Annotated in this window: 15 protein-coding genes and 1 pseudogene; 5 read left to right on the top strand and 11 right to left on the bottom strand. The window is 46.3% G+C overall.

All coding sequences use genetic code 11. The annotated features are described in order from the left end of the window. The first annotated feature begins 338 nt into the window (after positions 1-338). Complete coding sequence (locus tag AC3A8L_RS12490) at positions 339-1,517, top strand: sugar efflux transporter (RefSeq protein ID WP_487962593.1); 1,179 nt, start codon at positions 339-341, stop codon at positions 1,515-1,517. Positions 1,518-1,542: 25 nt separating this feature from the next. On the opposite strand, the gene AC3A8L_RS12485 is transcribed toward AC3A8L_RS12490, so the two are convergent. Then, positions 1,543-2,178: a class I SAM-dependent methyltransferase gene (locus AC3A8L_RS12485; RefSeq protein WP_487962592.1), complete on the bottom strand. Its 636-nt coding sequence runs from the start codon at positions 2,176-2,178 to the stop codon at positions 1,543-1,545. A gap of 171 nt (positions 2,179-2,349) precedes the next feature. On the opposite strand from AC3A8L_RS12485, the gene AC3A8L_RS12480 reads away from it, so the two are divergent. From AC3A8L_RS12480 to ampE, 4 genes are all read left to right on the top strand, one after another. Continuing rightward, entirely contained in the window at positions 2,350-3,363 is a 1,014-nt protein-coding gene (locus tag AC3A8L_RS12480; RefSeq protein ID WP_487962591.1) for a winged helix-turn-helix domain-containing protein, read from the top strand. Between the two features lie 107 nt (positions 3,364-3,470). Further along, positions 3,471-4,166 (top strand): DsbC family protein, encoded by a 696-nt coding sequence (locus AC3A8L_RS12475; RefSeq protein WP_487962590.1) that lies wholly within the window; start codon positions 3,471-3,473, stop codon positions 4,164-4,166. A gap of 172 nt (positions 4,167-4,338) precedes the next feature. Further along, the gene (gene ampD, locus AC3A8L_RS12470) at positions 4,339-4,902 is read left to right on the top strand and encodes a 1,6-anhydro-N-acetylmuramyl-L-alanine amidase AmpD (RefSeq protein ID WP_487962589.1); all 564 of its coding nucleotides are present in this window, start codon (positions 4,339-4,341) and stop codon (positions 4,900-4,902) included. Between the two features lie 171 nt (positions 4,903-5,073). Beyond that, positions 5,074-5,916 (top strand): regulatory signaling modulator protein AmpE, encoded by an 843-nt coding sequence (gene ampE / locus AC3A8L_RS12465; RefSeq protein WP_487962588.1) that lies wholly within the window; start codon positions 5,074-5,076, stop codon positions 5,914-5,916. Positions 5,917-6,355: 439 nt separating this feature from the next. Here ampE and AC3A8L_RS12460 read toward each other — a convergent pair whose 3' ends face one another. The 10 genes and pseudogenes from AC3A8L_RS12460 to AC3A8L_RS12415 all read right to left on the bottom strand — a co-directional run. Beyond that, positions 6,356-6,979, bottom strand: a complete 624-nt coding sequence (locus tag AC3A8L_RS12460; RefSeq protein ID WP_487962587.1) for a YceI family protein — start codon at positions 6,977-6,979, stop codon at positions 6,356-6,358. A gap of 45 nt (positions 6,980-7,024) precedes the next feature. Then, entirely contained in the window at positions 7,025-7,579 is a 555-nt protein-coding gene (locus AC3A8L_RS12455) for a cytochrome b (RefSeq protein ID WP_487962586.1), read from the bottom strand. Between the two features lie 53 nt (positions 7,580-7,632). Next, the gene (gene pepN / locus AC3A8L_RS12450; protein ID WP_487962585.1) at positions 7,633-10,311 is read right to left on the bottom strand and encodes an aminopeptidase N; all 2,679 of its coding nucleotides are present in this window, start codon (positions 10,309-10,311) and stop codon (positions 7,633-7,635) included. Positions 10,312-10,500: 189 nt separating this feature from the next. Further along, the gene (locus tag AC3A8L_RS12445; RefSeq protein WP_487962584.1) at positions 10,501-10,776 is read right to left on the bottom strand and encodes a DUF1315 family protein; all 276 of its coding nucleotides are present in this window, start codon (positions 10,774-10,776) and stop codon (positions 10,501-10,503) included. A gap of 42 nt (positions 10,777-10,818) precedes the next feature. Next, complete coding sequence (locus tag AC3A8L_RS12440) at positions 10,819-11,433, bottom strand: rhomboid family intramembrane serine protease (RefSeq protein ID WP_487962594.1); 615 nt, start codon at positions 11,431-11,433, stop codon at positions 10,819-10,821. Positions 11,434-11,499: 66 nt separating this feature from the next. After that, positions 11,500-11,631, bottom strand: a pseudogene (locus tag AC3A8L_RS12435) (rhomboid protease N-terminal domain-containing protein); the annotation flags it as partial. An 81-nt stretch (positions 11,632-11,712) separates the two neighbouring features. Beyond that, positions 11,713-12,726: a metallophosphoesterase gene (locus AC3A8L_RS12430; protein ID WP_487962583.1), complete on the bottom strand. Its 1,014-nt coding sequence runs from the start codon at positions 12,724-12,726 to the stop codon at positions 11,713-11,715. Between the two features lie 10 nt (positions 12,727-12,736). Beyond that, a complete protein-coding gene (locus AC3A8L_RS12425; RefSeq protein ID WP_487962582.1) occupies positions 12,737-13,648 on the bottom strand; it encodes an NAD(+) kinase in 912 nt (303 codons plus the stop codon). A 133-nt stretch (positions 13,649-13,781) separates the two neighbouring features. Beyond that, the gene (locus AC3A8L_RS12420) at positions 13,782-14,927 is read right to left on the bottom strand and encodes a cyclic nucleotide-binding domain-containing protein (protein WP_487962581.1); all 1,146 of its coding nucleotides are present in this window, start codon (positions 14,925-14,927) and stop codon (positions 13,782-13,784) included. Then, positions 14,920-15,518 (bottom strand): pyridoxal-phosphate dependent enzyme (locus AC3A8L_RS12415; protein ID WP_487962580.1); only part of this gene is annotated, 599 nt, incomplete at its 5' end. The genes AC3A8L_RS12420 and AC3A8L_RS12415, both read right to left, overlap by 8 nt.

The following is a 15,518-nucleotide window of genomic DNA, read 5'->3' as shown; positions in this document are numbered from 1 at the left end:
GCTATTACGCCATATTTTCGCCTCGTCAAGCAAGCACCCAAAAAACCAAATTCCAGCAACTTATTCCGTGCACGCCCCTTACCTATTAAGAACAATCAACCTGTGAATCAAAAGAATGACGCGTAATAGAATATTTGAAAGTTACATCACCATGCCATCAAAAATAAAATCCCATTAAGTACGGGGCCCCCAGCCGTGCTTGCCTCAAAACCTCACGACCGAAAAAACGTGCCACGCCTTAATGCATCTCTCAGCATAGCCAGCCCAGTGCCACGAAGCTACAATGCGCGCCCAATATGCTGAGATGCCTAGGCTTCAGCAGATACATGAGGCTCACATTGAAACAATATTTACTCCTGCTACGCCCTGGCGCCCTACTCACCTATTTCGTCGCCTTTACTATTGGCTCTTTATGGGCTCAAATCCAACCCACGTTGAGTGTTTATCTTGTCGAGCGCTATGACAGCTCACCCTTTGATCTCGGAATATTCTTTGTTGCACTAGCGGCTAGCGCCATTGTTGTCGCACAGGTTTCCGGTTTAATGTCTGATAAAGGAATGAGCAGACTGATGCTCATTTTTTTCGGCATGATTGCTGGTGCAATTGCCTGCGTTTGCTTTGCACTGAGCCCTAATTACTGGGTAGCGCTGGCCGCGGGCATTGCGATCTTTAGCTTTTCAGTGATCTCGCTCCCGCAGATTATGGCCCACGGTCGTGAATATGCAGACAGCGAGCTGCCGCCAGAACAAGTGCCTCTATTCAATGCCATATTACGTGCCAGCTTCGCGCTGTCTTGGATTGGCGGACCCCCACTTGGCTTCCATTTACAGCATATTCTGGGTTCAAGTACGCACTATCTATTTCTTGCAGCCGCCTACGTCGTCGCTGGCATTGTAGCCTGGGTATTTCTCCCTAAAGTAAAAGCCAGCACCACCCCCAAAGACCCCAACGAAAAACCCAGCATTCCATTTAATTTAAAGATTGCTTTCATCGCTTTTTCAATTCTATTTGGCGTGAATCACAGCTATATGATTGCCTTACCACAAATGCTGGTAGAGCACCTTTCGATAGCACCGCACTATGCCGGGTACATACTCGGGGCAGCGGCAGCGCTTGAAATCCCCATTATGCTATTCGCCGGCTGGCTAGCAACACGCACCCCTTTACTCCCCTTGCTTCGCATCGGCGCAGTATCGGCCATGCTACTTTATATCGGCGTATGGTTTTCAAGCAGCCTGTGGCAGTTGATTGCCATGCAAATTTTAAATGCGATTTTTATTGGTTTTATTGCCGGCTTAGGAACAACTTGGTTTCAAGATCAAATGCCCAAATTTGCAGGCACCGCATCGTCATTATTTGTAAACACAATTAATCTTGGCAATATACTGGGCAGTTTGATTGTGGGCGTAATCGCCGCATGGATCGGTTACCACAACATGTTTTTAGCAAACGCCTTGGTGACGGCAACAGCCATAGGTTTTCTGTTTTTATGCCGCAATGGCACTAAGCAGGCATGAAAATAAGCTCGCCAGCGTAACCGCGTTATGCATCGGTTTTGGCCAAAAAAACAAGAGAGTCAACCCTCTTAATCAGCGCAAGCCCATACTCTGCCATTACCGCTTGCATAGCATTGTATGGCGCTTGCCCACCGTCTTCCGGTTTTTCAAAAATATCGTGAATGGCCATGATGCCCGACGGCATTAAATGCTTGGCCCACAAAAGGCAATCCGCCGTTGCTTGTTGTTCACTATGCCCTCCATCTACAAAAATTAACGCCAATGGCATTGTCCAATGCGCAGCCAACTTTTCCGAACGGGTCACTATGGGCACCACAACATCATCCATTCCACACTCATAAAGCGTTCGCCGCAGAGAAGGCAGTGTATCGACACGCTTTAATTGCTCATCCCAATGACCCACATCAAAATAGCCCTCACCCTCCTGATGCTCTTCCGACCCAATATGGTGATCCACCGAAAAAACGACCTGCGATACGGGTTTAGCCGCCGCCCCTAAATAAACCGCTGAGCGACCGCAATAGCTGCCAATCTCTAGGATTGGGCCTAGCAACGCTTGTGTTTTAGCCATAGAAAAAAGTGCTGCCGCTTCGTGAGCAGGCAAAAAGCCCTTTACTTTATGGTTTGCCAATAATTGATCAATCTCTTCTGCTTCAAACAAACTCAACCTCTACTCGCTATAAATATTAATGGAGTGCCTTTGATAAATTCTCTCAGCAAATAGCGCCCACAATGGGATCAGCCACAGGAGACAAGACACGGGGATATTTTTCTTAGTATTACTGTCTGATCACCAGTTTACTTGTTCAAGACTGCAATCACAGGAAATAGCATGCCCCAATACGCTTTTGGCGAATATCGTTTTGATACAAAGACATTTCAACTTTGGAAAAACAAATCAAATGCCCATCTTAGGCCCAAGGCAGCAGAATTACTTGTATTGTTTATTTTACATAAAGGGCGTGTACTATCAAAAACGGTTATAGCACAAGCCATTTGGAAACAAGAATCCGTCCCTGACCACACACTATTTCAGTTGATTAGTGAGCTGAGAAAGTTATCGTCAACGACAATTATACGCACGCACCCCAACCAAGGTTATTGCTGGATTGCCCCCACCAAAATTATTGAAAAAAACACATACCGCTCGGCCATTTTGGCCCTGTGCACTGCCGCAAGTATTGCCAGCCTAATTTTAATCAGCTCACACATAAGCCCTCCAAATAACGCTGCCCCGCTGCCTAGCCATAAGGCCTTTATAAAGGGTCTTGTGGCGTTGGAGCGCGGAGATAATAAGAACGCCACCTCTTGGCTGACTTTCGCTTTAACAGAAAACCCCTCCTCCATAGAAACCCGCTTATTTCTTGCAGAGAGTTTATTCCAACAAAGCCGGCTAGAGGAATCCATCAATTATCTAACGCCAATACTCCGCCAGAACAACACACCCCACTTAACAACGATCAGCCCGTACAGCAAAGCTGCAGCTAACAACCTTATGAGCCGCATTTACCAAAAAGACGGGAAGCTCTTAGATGCCCTCGAATATGCCCAACTAAGCAATCTCGGGCAAAGTAATCTAGGGCAGACCATTGCCCACTGCACAGAGGATATTATTGACCAAAGGGTTGAGCAGCTCACGAATATTTTAGGCATCCACCAAACCCATGAAGCAACCGCAACTGTGACAACACCAGAGACTAATGCCCCCAGTACAAATGAACACTATGCTGAACAATGTAGCCAACTTAAAGCGCTAAACCGTGAGCCCTCAGCCTGCAAAGACTCTAAACATGTTGAGTTTTACGCATTGAACTCCCTATTCTCTCAACGCAGAAAAATAGTTTAACCTACTGAAAATTAACAATTTTTAGAAAATTTTAGCTATTTTTACTTCATTTTTAGGCTGACAAAAACCAATACTGGCGACTTCGATTACCCACCTAGGAGCGAGCCATGAAAGCAATACTTTTAACCTTAACATCCTTAGCTTTTTTCAATTATACCTATGCAGGCGACACCTCACTGAATCAGCTGCAGCAATATTTTGGCAGCGAACCAATAGAAGTTACCCCCTACGACAAGTACCTGAAAGAAATAACAGTAGGTACAAAAACCTACTTCGCCAGCCTAGATGGGCGCTATATTTTTACCGGCCCAATCTTCGATACACAAAGCCGACAAGATATTGTTGAAGTGCGTACCAAGGCAATGCGGCATAAGATGCTAGCAAAACTACCCCTGGACTCGACCTTAACCTACCCGGCAACCACGGAAGAAAAACATTCGATTACGGTGTTTACTGATATTGATTGTGGTTATTGCCGCAAATTTCATAGCCAAATCGAGGCTTTCAATACCCTTGGGATATCGGTTAGATACGTCATGCTACCCAGAGCAGGAATAAACTCTCGCTCTTTTGATAAAGCGGTTTCAGCTTTATGCAGTGAAACCCCCAACAGCACAATGAACCTTGCGATGCAGGGAAACGATATCGCTACAAAAAAATGTTCGAATACTATAAATCAGCAAATGCACCTCGCGAAGCAACTCAACATCACCGCCACTCCCACCATACTATTGCCTGACGGCAGTCTTACAGCGGGGTATATCACAGCTGATCAATTAATGGCTTTGCTAAAAAAAGGGTAGCACAACAATATTCGTAAGAAATCATGGCACACGGGGGTGCTGTGATGGCTGAAAGGGTTGACTACCGATGACATTGACACCCACATTTCAGCGCATCAATAAAGCTGGACACACATGAGCACGAGTCATAAGCTAAAAAGTACACTATTGACAACAAACTCAATGACCCTTTATGACAAACAACACCAAAGACGGCGCTATCCTAGAGGGCTGGCTGACTAATACCAAGCACTGCCCTAGCCCTAATTACAACAAACGCCCTGCGGGTACTTGCATCGATCTACTCGTTGTTCACAATATTAGTTTACCGCCCGATCAGTTCGGCAACGATTACATCGAGCATTTTTTTTGCAACACTCTCGATTGCACCCTGCACCCCTACTTTGAAAGCATTAAAGACCTGCAAGTATCAGCCCATGCGCTTATTAAGCGCACAGGCGAGATCATTCAATTTGTGAGCTTTAACGATCGCGCATGGCATGCCGGTCGCTCCAGCTTTCAAGGGCGGCCAGAGTGTAACGACTACAGTATTGGTATTGAGCTAGAAGGCACAGATAACACGCCTTACACCGAAGCTCAGTACCAACAACTGATCACCACAGCCAATAAACTGAAACGCCACTACCCCCAAATAACACCAGAGAGAATAACCGGTCACAATGTGATTGCGCCAGGGCGAAAAACAGACCCAGGCCCCTCTTTTGACTGGTCGCGCCTACACGAACTTAGTCATTAAAATGTCATAAATATTTCATACTATGGCGCACATTAATAATTGTAGCGACAAACAGCTGCTATAGTAATGCGCTAAATCAGGGCCGGGGAAAAACACTTTATCCAATAATACTTGCCTCATTGGACAAATTATTATTCCCCCACCCCCAACACGTGCATTAAGGAATTACCTGTGCTGCTGATTAGCCTTTTACTTGCTGTATTTTTAAAACAATTTTGGGAGCCCAGTAATCCCTTACACCACGACAACTGGATAACGAGCTATCAACAACAATTGCAGCATTATTTGGCAAAGGTATCCATCCAAAACCCTGTCATTTTATTTGCAATAAGCCTGCTGCTACCCACGATTGCCATCGCAGCGATTAATACCGTGCTGCTTCATGAAAACAAGGCTATCCATCTTATTTTTGCAGCGGCTGTTTTACTTTATAGCTTTGGACGCGGTGAGTTTACGCAGCACATTACCCAATTTATTGTGGCTGAAGCGAAGCAAGACTGGGGCAGCGCAATCGATGTTGCAGAGAAGTTGCGTTGCGAAACCGCCACGCTGTCACAAAACGACTGGCATACATTAAATACACGCTTTTTATCCCAAGCCAGTTACCTAGGTTTTGAACGCTTTTTTGCCGTTGTATTTTGGTTTGTTGTTTTAGGCCCTGCTGGCGCGCTGGCGTATCGCTTAACGCAACTTTGGCTGCAACGCTTTCCGGATAAAACCATAGCGCATTGGCTTTGGGTTATTGAATGGCCCGCAATTCGTATACTGGGGCTTAGCTATGCCATAACAGGCAATTTTGGTGGCTGTATAAATGCCTGGAAAAAAAACGCACTCTGCCAAACACGCAGAAGCCAAGATATTTTACTCGACAACATGCTAGGTGCACTTGCCGTCGATGAGAACCTGAACCAAACGCCTGAAGTCACTCGGCGCGAACTAGAGGCACTACAACAGCTACTATCACGTACATTATGGTGCTGGTTGGCGGTGATAGGCGTTTTATACATGACGTAGAGGTTGCGGCTAGCGCCAACGGTTTATATCAGCAAAGAGCTACACCACAACCTTCGACACTAATCAAAAGCACCTGTCGCGCGAACCACAAAGAGTGATCACTAATAAAGCTAGATGCGCCAAAAACAATCTTTACGAGTACAATCCAACAAACTGAAAAATACAAGCTGTCAATGTGTGCAAAAAACAACCTTTGGAAAAAAACCCCATGGTTAAAGGGCTGCGTGCAGTTATCCACACCTTCTTAGTCATTTAATTGACGTTATTTGTGGACTGACTTTAACTATATTCGACGTGCTCAAATATTGAACGAAAACTTCTATTACCAGCCTTTAGGGCTCGTATAGATATGCTGATTAAAGAGGGGCGAGGGAAGCGCTGCGCTTGAAACGGTAGAGCGGAGGCCGGTAATCCACCAGCCTCCCAACAAGAAATACAGTTATTTCTTACGCACCCCCTCAACACTCAAGAACAACTCCACTTCAGAGGCAGAAGGCCCTAACGACTTTGTGAGCTCCAAACCATAGTCAGCCGGCTTGATAGTTAGCTTACCTTCAAAACCATTGCGGTAACCGCCCCAAGGGTCTTTACCGCCGCCGATATGCTCAATTTGGATCGTGATGGGCTTTGTCACACCGTGTAAGGTAAAGTTACCTTTCAGGTCGGCTGTTTTTTCACCCGTTGACACATATCCCGTACTCACAAATTTAGCTTTCGGAAATGCATCGGTATCCAGAAACTTCTTACTACGTAAATGCTTATCGCGCTCTGCGTGCATGCTGTCGATACTACTAACATCAATATCGACTGAAATCTTATTTTTGCTCGGATCTTTTTCATCGTAACTAAAGTCGCCCTCAAATTCATTGAAGCGTCCATATAGCCAGCTGTAGCCTAAGTGCTTAATACGGAATTGAATAAACGCATGAGCGCCACGCGTATCAATCACGTAATCATCTGCGCTTACAGTAGGAGCAGCCATAACAGCTGCCGTACTTAAAGCACAGGCGGCAAGCCATTTTTTTGAACGGTTAGAAACGGTATCTAGCATTGGTTGCAACATAATAAGGCTCCTTTCGCCTAGAGGTTATTGGATCTAAAGGTAAGCCTAAGCGCTCTTATCCAGCCCGAGCATGCGCTTAAGTGTTTTGTCTTTATCAATAAAATGATGTTTTAAAGCACCTGCCACGTGTAACAGCACAAACCCAATAATAGAGAAGGCTACAAATTTATGTACATCGCCCGCCATATCCTCAAGATTTGCAATACCATTGACCACAGAGGGAATCCCAATAATATTGAAAAAATAGAGCGGGTCACCTTGTGCCGTTGTAATTAAATAACCGGATATGAACATGATAAAGAGCAACAGCATCAACGAGTGATGCACTGCAGCCGATGCTATACGCTCAATACGTGAGTGCGAGCTTAATGGTTTGGGTTTCGCAGAGAACCGATACCAAATTAAACGCGCTAGCGTTAACAGCATTAACACAATACCAAAACTACGGTGTAAATCGGGCGCAGTGCGGTATAGCTCATGATAATAATCCAAGCTTTGCATCCATAAACCCACCGAAAATAAGCTAATTACCAGAATCGCACTAACCCAATGGATAGCACGACTTAGCCAGCCAAAGTTCGCCTCAGTGTTTTTAATCATATCTACTCACCCCATCGACAATTATTACCGGTGCTATTTAGAGCCTAAAAGCCTTACACACTTTTTGCGATAACCTCAAATACATCCTTCGACAATGCTGGCTCGCTTTGAATACGTAATAGTTGCTCACGCATCAAGCCCTGTCGATTAACATCGTACTTTTGCCACTTGGTTAGCGGGCCCAACAAGCGCGAGGCAATTTGTGGGTTTTGTTTATTCAATACTAGAATCTGGTCCGCCAAGAACACATAACCAGACCCATCTTCAGCGTGGAAGTTCACTGCATTTTGGTTACAAAACACACTGACAACACTGCGAATTTTATTGGGGTTTGCACTATCGTAGGCAGGGTGCGCTAACAAAGCATGGATACGTTTTAAGGCACCGGGCGATGCATCGGCCGCTTGCACGGAAAGCCATAGATTAACGACCAGCGCTTCATCCTTCCAGCGGTCGTAAAACTGCTCTAACGCATCAATACGCATCTGCGCTGCATCTGGCGAATCGCAATACACCAATGCACTTAATGCCGAAGATTCGTCCGTCATATTATCAGCGTTAGTCAACTGTGCTTGGCAGAGCGATAAAACTTGCTGGCTTGGGCTAACCATCAAATATTCAAGTGCCACTTTTTTCAGGCTACGCAGTGCAACATCAGTGGCGTTAAAGGCATAAGCCTTACTCGACGCACAGCGATCGTAAACAGCCTGCCATACATCCACACATTGCTCGGCAAGCGCTGCTTTAATTTCATTGCGTGCCTGATGGATTAAATCAACCTCGACTGGCGCAGACAACCCGCTCATATAAGCTTCCGATGGCAACGTGCACATCAGCGCCACCATCGCAGGATCTAAGCTTTCGTTCTCGAGCAGTTCTTTAACCGCATTCAACAATAGCGGCTCTAACAGCCAAGCTTCTTTTTTGCGCAACGCGGCCATTACATCAAAAATAGCCACGACCATTAACTGCTGCATCGCATCAAAACGAGCAAAACCATCACTATCTTGGGTGGTGATACGCAGCAAATCTGCCTTTTTATAAGGGTAAGCCGATTTAACCGGAGCCGAAAAGCCTCGAAATAAAGACGGCACAGGTTCTTCTTCTACATTATTAAAAACAAAGGTTTGCTTAGGCGACGTTAACTCCAATACGGCTTCACTAGCGGCTAATGCTTTACCCTCTAGCGTTAAAGGTAATGCACCATTCACCCCCAACAAAGCGACATTAACAGGAATGAGGTAAGGTTTTTTATTCTGCCCCTTAGCCTCGGGGGTATCTGGGCAGTATTGCTCAAAGCTTAAAGAAAACGTTTTGGTCTCGGCACAATAGTCGCCCTCAGTTTTAACCACTGGCGTACCTGCCTGGCTATACCAATGCTTAAATTGTGTGAAATCACGACCCGACACCTCAGCCATCGCCGCCGTGAAATCTTCGATAGTAGCCGCTTCACCATCGTGACGATCAAAATATAAATCGGTGCCCTGCCTGAATAATTCAGGCCCTAATAAAGTGTGGTACATACGCACCACTTCAGCGCCTTTCTCGTAAATGGTGAGTGTATAGAAATTAGAAATTTCCATAAAAGAGGCCGGCTGCACGGGGTGCGCCATTGGACCGCCGTCTTCCGCGAACTGAAGTGTGCGCATTACGCTCACATCTTCCACGCGCTTTACCGTACGCGAGCCCATATCAGACGAAAATTCCTCGTCTCTAAAAACCGTAAAGCCTTCTTTCAAACTCAACTGAAACCAATCTCGACACGTCACCCGGTTGCCCGACCAGTTATGGAAATATTCGTGCGCAACAACCCCTTCCACCCTAGCAAAACCCGCATCCGTTGTCGTTTTGGGGTTAGCTAAAACACAGGAGGTGTTAAAAATATTCAACCCCTTATTTTCCATTGCGCCCATATTAAAGTCGTCGACAGCCACGATCATAAAAATATCCAGATCGTATTCGCGACCATAAACCTCTTCGTCCCATTTCATGGCATTTTTTAACGACTGCATCGCATGCTCACACTTATCGAGATCTTTAGGTTCGACAAATATTTTTAACGCGACATTACGGCCACTGCAGGTTGTAAATTTATCATCAACTACCTGTAAATCACCTGCGACTAACGCAAATAAATAAGCCGGTTTTTTAAAGGGATCATGCCATGTCGCGCTGTGTAAGCCTTCAGCCAAGACTTCGTTAGCCACTAAATTACCGTTAGATAGCAACACAGGGAATTGTTGCTGATCACCAATTACCGTGGTGGTAAATTCACTCAGCACATCAGGTCGATCTAAGTAATAGGTGATTTTACGAAAGCCTTCAGCTTCGCATTGTGTGCAATACATGGTGCGCGACTTATACAACCCCTCTAGTGAGGTGTTGGCTTCTGGCGCTATATGGTTCACACAGATAAGGGTGAATTTATCTGGAACTTCGTGAATCGTTAAGCTTTCATCCTCGACACTATAATCACTTGCTGTAAGCAAAACACCATTCAAGTGTAAGCTCACCAACGTTAAATCCTGGCCATGTAATTTCAGACAACGGCTAGATTCCGCTTTTGGATTAGCAACACAATCCAACACCGCGGTAACTTCCGTTTTTTTCGGATCTAAACGAAAAGTAAGGTGCGTTTTTTCGATAAGAAAAGATGGCGGCAAATAATCTTTCAAGTAAATAGTCGACGGGGAATTACTTTCAGCCTGGGTTGTTAGAGTATTTACAGTCATAGAATACCTTACAGAATTTGGGTTATTAATTATTTATACAGACGGATTTGAAACCAAGCATCAAAAAGCGGCTTAAGGTGGGATCGAGGCAACAATAGTTATCCCATTAGGTAAAGACGTCGCCCCTCTTCATCGGCGCTAAAGAGGGACATATAAGCTTTAGTGGATAATGTATTATTTACTCGCCCCTTAGGTCCAGTTAAGCGGCTTTTCCTCAGTATGAATATGGCCTTCATCATCACAAGGCGTTATTTTGGGTGGCACAAAACCAGTTCGCTCAGTAGGCTCTTTAAAATGATTTTCATAAACAATCACGGCATTCATGCAGGTTGTTTTTTGCTCATCGGTTAGTTTCTCACCATTAGGCCAGCGCCCAAGAGCAATCGCCTCTTGGAAGCGAGCATGAACCTCTGGTGACATTGCCGCTAATATTGTCTCAATTTCAAGCGTATTATTGATATCCATGAACTCGCCAATTGTGTGTTTAATGATTCGAGAGATTCGTTTTTAACGGCCAGCCGACAAACGCTTTTGAAGCGCCGCCCTATTGACAATAAGGGCTAAAATAGCCCCAGCAACAGCTCCACCAAGGTGCGCACCGTTACCCATTTGCACACCAAAAATTTGTTCGACAAAGGGTGTAAAGCCCGCCACCAACCATATCGTTAACATCACATACATGCCCTTAGGTAACGGAAACACTTTTTCAGGGTTTAAATATTGCGTCACGCCATTGAATGTAAATAATCCAAACACAATGCCAGACAAGCCGCCAAACCTAGGGCTTTCGCTCCAACTGTACTGCAGTACATTGCCGGCAATACCGGAAACAATACATAACAGAACATAAAAACGCAGCCCCCATAAACGCTCTATCCAGCTGCCTATTTGCAGCATTGCGGCGGCATTAAATACGATATGGGCAATCGAAAAATGTAAGAAAACCGGTGTAAATACCCGCCAAGGCTCGGTCCACAGCCACTTATCAACCAAAATTTTCGTCCCTATAATTTTAACCGGCGTATACGTTAGGCTTTCATACAGAAGCGCAATTGGTCCAGCCACCGAGGCGTAACCCAAGCCACCCAAGATAATCAAACACCACGTGACCGGGGAGCGCATTAGCCATTGCACTAAATTGAAAGATGAGGCCTTTTTAGTCGGAATAGGAACCTCAAGTTCGCCGACCACAAAGGCGTCGACTAAGGTTTTCGCTTGCGCAAACTGGGTCTCGTTTGCCAGCCACAACCATTGTTCGCCCTGCTCTTCCGTAAAGCGATGGATAATACCGTGCTGATGAAAAGCCTGATTTAAAAGGGATAAATCTAAATCTTACGCAAAGCGTGCCACGCATTTGGCCGACATTAAAAGGCTCCCCATGAAAATCTGTTCAGCATTGCTTCAACGTGCCGATTCAGCCTTATCCACAGACACCCAGCAAAATTTCCTATCATCCAGTTGTTGCTCCCCATCAAAGCGATACGCGACTAGTTTTCCGTACTTTACGGCACTGTAGTCTAAACAGGCCACATTAGAACGCAATGCTTTTGGCGTTCCTTGCAGCCAATAGTGTCCGATAAAAACCGGTTTTTCGTGAGGATTATAATGAACAAGGCGCGCTCTTTCAGAATCGCTCAGGGGAGTATTCACAAGATAGTCCGGCAAGGGGTCTGGCTGAAAGACAACATCCGCATAGGTCTTGGGATTTTGCGACCAAAAACGTGTGCGAAATAAACTGCGATCTACACCGTCGCGTCCAACAATAACAACGCCTGGCGGCAAGTGCATTGAGGTTCCTCGCGTTAAGCGCCCCAAAACCGCAGCCTCGAAACCTTCCGGGTTCTCGGACGCACGGATAAAGGCATCATCCACTATGGCCGTGTGATTTTGTTCGTGGAAATCTGCAATTAAAGGAGCATCCCAGCAGGCATGCACAACCCTCAATTTGGGTTTTTCTATAAACAGCGGCAATGTCCTAAACCATGTCAGCATTGATTCCCAATCTTGGGAATGGGCTTCGAACTGCTCAAGGGTCTCGGCAATTAAACGATCGTGATGTGCCGTGTGCGGACGTAGATAACGGAGATTACCGCCATCATTTAAGAGCGTGAAATACGCAATCGCATAAAGCTCATGATTACCCAGAACGCACTCAGCTTGGCCCGATTCACACATATCACGAACAATATGCAACGCTTCTCGTACTCGGGGGCCACGATCAACAATATCGCCAACAAACAATGTCTTTCGGGTCGGATGGAAAAACCCCTGATCATCTTTATGGTAGCCCATCTGCTCTAGCAACCTAACCAAGGTTTGAGCACAACCGTGTACATCTCCAATCACATCGTATCGTGAATGATTGTCATGCTCTGTTCGCTGTCTATTCGGTGTAGTACTACGTTGTTCACTCACCTCTTACCACCTAATTCTCAAAATCATTAAATGCTGAACCTTCGGACTCTTGCAGGGCAGCCCAACCTAACTTAGAGCGACAAACTTGATAAAAACGATGCCCTTTGGGATGAATTAAATCCAGTAAATCGGGGCTTTTGGTAATAGTCACTACGTCACCGGTTTGCGTCACGATATGTATCTGTCCATCACAGGTTACATGAGGATGAACATCTCGCTGCTCGCCTACTACCAAGCGGATATCACTCCCACCCGACACAACAATCGGCCGGCTACTTAAGGTATGCGGGTTCATGGGTACTAAAACAAGGGCATCGAGTGAAGGATGCATAATCGGCCCACCACCACTTAAAGCATAGGCGGTAGAACCCGTGGGGGTAGATATAATCAACCCATCAGAGCTTTGTCGATAAACAAAGGTGTCATCAATATACAATTCAAAATCAATCATGCGGATAAATTGACCGGGATGCAAAACCACATCGTTTAACGCAAGCGATTGACCAATAACCTGCTGATTACGAACGACTGTCGCCTGCAATAAAAAACGCTGCTCTCGCTCATAACTACCATCAAGGACTTCCCCCACTTTTAGCTCGATTTCATCAGGGGAGATATCCGTAAGAAAACCTAAGCGCCCCCGGTTAATACCCAGCAGCGGCACGCCCGTACCCGCCATCAATCGAGCACTACCTAACAGGCTACCATCCCCTCCGACTACAATCACAAGGTCACACAAGCTTGGGAGCTGCTCTCGGCGCACACGTGTAACGCTAGCATCAGGGACAACAGCACCGGTTTCATTATCGAGAAGCACTTTTACGCCGCGTTCATTCAAAAACGCCACAAGACGCTTCAATGAATAGGCGACAGCTTCGCTACCCAAGCGCCCAATTAGACCGATACACGAAAATTCGCTCATGAATTTTGCCTTTTAAATTACATCAGAAACTCAAGGGCCGCTTTGTACGATTCATCACCATACAAAAGTAGCTTATCCAAGAGTTGATAAAAGAGTGATTATAGAGGAATTTAATCCTAGCACGAGATAACGATTAATCCGTACGGCTCGCCACGAGTGTTTGTACACCGCCATTGGTAAAGTATCGAGGTTCAAAAGAGCTTACGATCGGCCGCCAGCTTTCATCATCAATACCATAAGCCAGCATCGCAACCCGAAATTGAGACGCCAGCAAATGAGTGGCCGCTTGAGAGCGCTTACCCGTATCACAACAAAACAGGTAGTTTTTCTTGCTATCAAAATAAGGCAACGCAGCATGCAGTTCAGACAATGGTAGGGATATAGCGCCGGGGATGTGCCCTTGTAAATACTCTTGAGTTGTACGCATATCAAACAAGCATGTGGTTTCAGCAAAATCACTCGCGAGCTGCTCACGCACAAAGCGCGGGTAATCCCACTGTGTAATAGGCGGATTCTGCTGTAGCGCAGTAAAGGCCTCTCTCTCTAACTGCAAGATAATGCCGTCTTCATCCATTGTAACGCTCGCACTGTAAGTCGAGGCAGTCAACAATACTTCCTCAGCAAAACAAGCCCCAGGCATGATCTTGGCCACGAAATTCAAATGACCGGCAATCTCGCGGGTAATGGTTGCACTGCCCTCACGCATAAAATAACAACAGTTACCGGCATCATCCTGCGAAATAATTGTTTCCCCGGCAGGCACTTGTAGCTCGGTCATGGAACGTAAAATACGCTCAACATTCACAGCCGGCACCTGCCTAAAAAGTGCCGAATGTAAAACGGTTCGCATCCAATCGGGCAAAGGCGTTTGAGCAAAGCTTCGCTCTAGGTCATGCTCGGCATACTGCAATACTTGACTGCACGCTATCGCGCGGTCCAAATCGCCGGAATCGAGCCGTAAAATAACGCAGTCGCTCGCCGCTAGTGCCCTGCAACCCCTAGGTTGCACGTGCGCCAAAGGGTAATGGGCAGCCGCATCGGTATGTAAAACTTTTAGCATTAAGCCTGAGCTAAACTGCAGCTCCACACCGCCGCGCAAAAGATAAATGTGCTTACCATCAAAAACATCTTGTTCGAACAAACGCTGGCCCGCATAGATGTGCTGTACCTGAGCACCCGAAAGTACATCGGCACGATACTCGGGTAGCATCGCCTTGAGCGGCACTAAGGACTGCAGCGCCATCTCTTGCGCCAAAGAATACATCGCTGAATCAGTCATGCTCACCTGCCGCTGGCACCGACAAACTGCGCCCGCCTTGTAGCCCACCCGAATGAATTAATAGCACTCGCTGGCCAGGGGGCCACGTACCCTGCTCGGCTAGTGCCAATACACCACACAGCATTTTTCCCGTATATACCGGGTCCAAGGGAATGCCCGTCGAAGCACTTAACCGCAAAATAGCCTCGGCATTATCGCCCTTTGCTGGGCCGTAGCCGCCTTGGTGCAGGTCGGTGTGTAGCTGCCAACTTATCGGGTGTGCTGCACGACAGCTCTTTCTTTTTAACTCTTTTGCCTGCAACTCTTTTGCTTGTAATTCTTTTTTGGGTAATTCTTTTGTGAGAGAGTTTGGTGCCAGTCTGCACCGTAAGGCATGCGCCATTGCCAGCACATGACGACAATATTGTCGATTAAGCTTCGCGCTACCTTTGAGCATAAGCAGCCCATGCACCGCTACTGGAGCTTGGCTCGCAGCCATAATGCCGGCCAAACTCGCGCCTGTACCGGCGGCAATAACCACAGCATCGTATCCAGGGTGGTTTTGCTGAACACAGCGCCAATACTCCGCCATACCCAAAGCACCGCGCAAAT

It is taken from the genome of Marinagarivorans sp. (genome assembly GCF_982758155.1).
This window is presented reverse-complemented; position numbering and strand designations above follow the sequence as displayed.

Excerpts from the sequence above, each read along its gene's own strand:
- AC3A8L_RS12480 (WP_487962591.1), top strand. The coding sequence starts at position 2,350 with ATGCCCCAATACGCTTTTGGCGAATATCGTTTTGATACAAAGACATTT.
- AC3A8L_RS12440 (WP_487962594.1), bottom strand. The coding sequence starts at position 11,433 with ATGCGCTCCCCGGTCACGTGGTGTTTGATTATCTTGGGTGGCTTGGGT.
- AC3A8L_RS12460 (WP_487962587.1), bottom strand. The coding sequence starts at position 6,979 with ATGTTGCAACCAATGCTAGATACCGTTTCTAACCGTTCAAAAAAATGG.
- AC3A8L_RS12445 (WP_487962584.1), bottom strand. The coding sequence starts at position 10,776 with ATGGATATCAATAATACGCTTGAAATTGAGACAATATTAGCGGCAATG.
- AC3A8L_RS12455 (WP_487962586.1), bottom strand. The coding sequence starts at position 7,579 with ATGATTAAAAACACTGAGGCGAACTTTGGCTGGCTAAGTCGTGCTATC.
- AC3A8L_RS12420 (WP_487962581.1), bottom strand. The coding sequence starts at position 14,927 with ATGACTGATTCAGCGATGTATTCTTTGGCGCAAGAGATGGCGCTGCAG.
- ampD (WP_487962589.1), top strand. The coding sequence starts at position 4,339 with ATGACAAACAACACCAAAGACGGCGCTATCCTAGAGGGCTGGCTGACT.
- AC3A8L_RS12425 (WP_487962582.1), bottom strand. The coding sequence starts at position 13,648 with ATGAGCGAATTTTCGTGTATCGGTCTAATTGGGCGCTTGGGTAGCGAA.
- pepN (WP_487962585.1), bottom strand. The coding sequence starts at position 10,311 with ATGACTGTAAATACTCTAACAACCCAGGCTGAAAGTAATTCCCCGTCG.
- AC3A8L_RS12475 (WP_487962590.1), top strand. The coding sequence starts at position 3,471 with ATGAAAGCAATACTTTTAACCTTAACATCCTTAGCTTTTTTCAATTAT.